The sequence below is a fragment of the Oerskovia sp. NPDC060287 genome (genome assembly GCF_042726775.1).
In the GTDB taxonomy this organism is placed as follows: Bacteria; Actinomycetota; Actinomycetes; order Actinomycetales; family Cellulomonadaceae; genus Oerskovia; species Oerskovia merdavium.
Genome location: NZ_JBHXBO010000296.1, coordinates 1 through 4,335, shown reverse-complemented (window position 1 = coordinate 4,335; position 4,335 = coordinate 1). Strand labels below are relative to the sequence as shown.

Here is a 4,335-nt window from a genome sequence, read left to right as displayed (position 1 = left end):
CACGTGCACGACCGCACGTGCGCACCCGGGCGGGGTCCGTCGTCGGGCCCGCTACTTGTAGCTCATGACCTGCTGGAGCAGCTCCGGCCCCCGCTGGTCCACCAGACGCCCGCCCCAGCGCATGCCCAGCACCAGGAAGAGCCCGCCGAGACCGATGCCCACGACCAGCGCGAGCCAGCCCCACACCGCGTCGCCCGTCAGGACGTTCGTGAGCGCCAGGCCCGCCGCGGGCAGGGACAGCGCGAGGAGCACGAGCATCGTGATCATCTGCGCGAACATGGTCGCCATCGCGGCACCCTGGGGCGACTTGAAGGGGCTGTCCCCCGGCTTGGGCACCGGGTAGAGGAGCCGCGCCGAGACCACGCTCGACACCCCGAGCCCCGTCGCGAGCACGCCCAGGCTCAGCCCGACCGTGGCGACCAGAAGGTCCCAGCGTCCCGTGAACGCGACCGAGACGACCGCGAAGATCGTCACGACCGGAACGCCCAGCACCGCGGCCGCGACCACGCGTCCCGCACGGTCCGCGAAGCCCGTGACGCCGGACGAGAGCTGCGTCCAGAACGCCGTGTGGTCGTAGGCGATGTCCGCCGAGATCGCGAACCCGAACGTGAACGCCGTGAGCGGCCCGAGCACGAGCATGAGCTCGCGGAACCCGTCGCCGCCGTCGATCCCCATGCTCGACCCGACGAACCAGAGCAGGACCGGGAGCAGCGGGACGACCGCGATCGACCCCGAGTAGCGCGGGTCGCGGAACCAGTACGTCAGGCAGCGCGCCGCGACGGCCCCGACCGGGGTCGCCGGGAAGCGGTCGAACCAGCCCAGGCCCTTGGACTTGCCCGCGCTCGCGCCGCCGCGCGGGGCGACGAGCGCCTTGGCGAGCGCGCGGTCCCACACGACCCACGCCAGCGCGACCACGACCACGGCGATCGCGAGCCGGGCGAGCGCGAGTCCCCAGGCGCCGTCCGCGACCGCGGACGCGACGGCCCACGGTGCTCCGAAAGGCGTCCAGCCCAGGACGTCCGCGATGACCGGCAGGACGTCCTGGCCGCGGGCGATCGCCGCGGTCGCCCAGCCGATGATCGGGCCGGCGAGCATGAGCGGCACGAACGCCGCGATCGACAGGACCTCGCGGTAGCGGCGCGAGTCGAGCAGCGGCGCGAGCGCCGTCGTGGTCGCGCGCGACCCCACGACGCACATCGCGACCGCGAGCAGCCCGCCCACGACCGCGGCGAGGGCCGCGACGGGAGAGCGCCACCACGCGAGCGTGGTGCCGAGCGAGACCAGGAGCGTCACGACGCCCGGGATCCCGACGAGCCCTGCGACCGCGAGGCCCGCCAGGAGCTGGCGCTGGGGCACCGCGAACGTCACGAAGCGCTGCGGGTCGAGCGTGGCGTCCACGCCGAACGCGAACAGCGGCACGACCCACCACGCGATGACCACGACCGAGCCGACGATCGTCACGATCTGCCCCGCGGTCTCCGGGGCCGTGGTGCCCAGGACCGCGAGCCCGATCAGCGCCATGGTCGCGATGCCGAGCCCGTAGAGGATGCCGAGGGCCAGCCCGATGGTCTGCCACACGCTCTTCTTGAGCGTGTTGCGCATGAGCGTGAGCTTGAGCCTTACGAGGTGCGCAACCACGACAGCCCCTCCGTGGTGTGACGGCCGCCGACGAGGTCGACGAAGCGGTCCTCGAGGCTCTGGCCCGCACGGACCTCGTCCACGGTGCCCGCCGCGAGCACGTGCCCGCCCGCGATGACCGCGACGTGGTCGCACATGCGCTGGACCAGGTCCATGACGTGCGAGGACACGATCACGGTGCCGCCGCTCGCGACGTACCCGTTGAGGATCTCGCGGATGTTGGCCGCGGAGACCGGGTCGACGGCCTCGAACGGCTCGTCGAGCACGAGCAGGCTCGGCGCGTGGATGAGGGCCGAGGCGAGCGCGATCTTCTTGGTCATGCCCGCCGAGTAGTCGACGACGAACGTGTTCGCGTCGGCCGCCAGGCCCAGGGCCTCGAGCAGGTCCGCGGTGCGCTCGGCGACCGTCTGCCGGTCCATGCCGCGCAGCAGGCCCGCGTACGTGATCAGCTGGGCGCCCGTGAGGCGGTCGAACAGGCGCACGCCGTCGGGCAGGATGCCGAGCATGCGCTTGCCCTCGAGCGGGTTGGCCCACAGGTCCAGGCCGTGCACGTGGACCGTGCCGAAGTCGGGGCGCAGCAGACCCGTGGCCATGGACAGCGCGGTCGTCTTGCCCGCGCCGTTGGGGCCGACGAGCCCGTAGAAGGATCCCGCCGGGACGTCGAGGTCGATCCCGGCCACGGCGATCTTCTCGCCGAACTTCTTCCACAGACCGCGCACCGAGAGCGCGGGGGCCGCGGGCCCCTGCGTCGACGGGGCCGGGGGCGCTGCGGGGGCGAGCACGGGGGCGGTCTCTGCCGGTGCGGTCGGCGCCTCGGGTGCGCCGGGGGTCGTGGGTGGGAACTGGTCGCGGGGCTCAGGGTCGTGGGCCATACGGACAAACGTAGCGGAGCAGGGCCGCTGCTCCCCCTGTGAAATGTCACGTCTTTCGAGGTGGGAGGTTCGCCCGCACGCCCGACGGCGTCGCTCACCCGTCCTGTCGGTGGCACCTGGCAGAGTGCGGGCATGGACAACGCCTTGCCGTGGTTGATGCTCGTCGTCGGGCTCCTCGTGGGTGCCCTCCTGGGGTGGTTCGCGCGGCGGTCCGCACCGGACTCGGGGCGCGAGGAGATCGGCAGGCTCACGGGCCTGCTGTCCCAGGCGCAGCAGGAGGCCGCGCGCGGCGCGGGGCTCGCCGAGCGCCTCGCGGCCGAGCGCGAGGGGTTCGAGCGACAGCTCCGCACCGAGCGCGAGGGGTTCGGACGTCACCTCGCGGGCGTCGAGCGCGCAGCGGACGAACGGTTCGACATCGAGCGCGCCAACCACGAGCGAGCCATCGAGGAGCTGCGCGCGGGCTCCGAGAAGAGGCTCGGCGAGATCCGCGGCGACCAGGCGCGCCTCGAGGCGCAGTTCGAGGTCCTGGCCCGCAAGGCCCTCGCGACCAGCAGCGAGCAGTTCCTCACCCAGGCCGAGGAGCGCTTCAAGCGCAGCCAGCAGGTCGGCGAGTCCGAGCTGGCCAAGCGCGAGCAGGCCGTCCAGCAGCTCGTCGAGCCGCTGAGCAAGGCCCTCGACCAGGTCAAGGCCGAGGTCACGGCCGCCGAGCAGGCCCGCCGGGAGGCGCACGGCACGCTCACCGAGCAGGTGCGCAGCATGCGCCTCGACTCGGAGGCCCTGCGCTCGGAGACGGCCCAGCTCGTCACAGCCCTGCGATCCTCGCAGGTGCGCGGGGCCTGGGGCGAGCTCCAGCTGCGCCGCGTGGTCGAGGCCGCGGGCATGATCCCCCACGTCGACTTCATGGAGCAGGACCAGGTCAGCACCGACGACGGCGCGCTGCGCCCTGACATGGTGATCAGGCTCGCGGGCGGGAAGAACGTCGTCGTGGACGCCAAGGTCGCGTTCCTCGGCTACCTCGACGCCCAGCAGACCGCCGACCCCAGGGTGCGCGCCGAACGCCTGGCCGCGCACGCGCGCCACTTCCGCAAGCACATCGACGACCTGGCGGGCAAGAGGTACTGGGACCAGTTCAGCCCCGCGCCCGAGTTCGTGGTCATGTTCGTGCCCGCCGAGTCGTTCCTGTCGGCCGCGGTCGAGCAGGACCCCTCGATCCTCGAGTACGCGGTCGCCAAGAACGTCATCATCGCGGCCCCCATGACCATGATCGCGCTGCTGCGGACCGTCGCGTACGCGTGGCGCCAGGACGCCCTCGCGGCCAACGCCCAGCAGGTGCTGACGCTCGGCAAGGAGCTGCACGGGCGCCTCGCCGTCATGGGCAGCCACCTGGCCAAGCTGGGGAGGTCCATCCAGGGCGCCGCCGAGTCGTACAACAAGACCGTCGCCTCGCTCGAGACCCGCGTCCTCGTGAGCGCCCGCCGCTTCGCCGACCTCAACGTCGTCGACGAGGACCTCGAGACCCCCGCCCCGGCGAACCCGCAGCTCAGCGCCGTGAGCGCACCCGAGCTCCTCGCCTCGGTCAACGAGTCGGTCGTCGCGCTCGACGAGATCGGGAGCGCCTCGGGTGCGGGTGCGGACCCCGGCTCACGCGGCGACGGCAGTGACGGTGTGCTCGACGCGGGCATGCTCGGGACCATCAACGGCCCCGGACGGCACGAGCGCGACCGCGGGGCCGACGCGTCCTGACGCACAGCACGGTCGGGGGGCTCGCCGCGAGGTGAGCGCCGTCGTCGGGCCGGACGACGAAGGCCCGCCCCCAGCAGGGGGG

Annotated in this window: 3 protein-coding genes; 1 reads left to right on the top strand and 2 read right to left on the bottom strand. The window is 73.0% G+C overall.

Translation table 11 applies throughout. The features are described 5' to 3' along the window. Positions 1-51: 51 nt before the first annotated feature. Together ACFWFR_RS17740 and ACFWFR_RS17735 are read right to left on the bottom strand one after the other, a co-directional pair. On the bottom strand, positions 52-1,638 hold the full coding sequence (locus ACFWFR_RS17740; protein ID WP_377623907.1) for a hypothetical protein: 1,587 nt from the start codon (positions 1,636-1,638) through the stop codon (positions 52-54). Then, entirely contained in the window at positions 1,620-2,510 is an 891-nt protein-coding gene (locus tag ACFWFR_RS17735; protein WP_377617476.1) for an ABC transporter ATP-binding protein, read from the bottom strand. Before ACFWFR_RS17735 ends, ACFWFR_RS17740 begins: the two co-directional genes overlap by 19 nt. Positions 2,511-2,642: 132 nt before the next feature. On the opposite strand from ACFWFR_RS17735, the gene rmuC reads away from it, so the two are divergent. Next, on the top strand, positions 2,643-4,253 hold the full coding sequence (gene rmuC, locus ACFWFR_RS17730; protein WP_377623905.1) for a DNA recombination protein RmuC: 1,611 nt from the start codon (positions 2,643-2,645) through the stop codon (positions 4,251-4,253). The last annotated feature ends 82 nt before the right edge of the window (positions 4,254-4,335 follow it).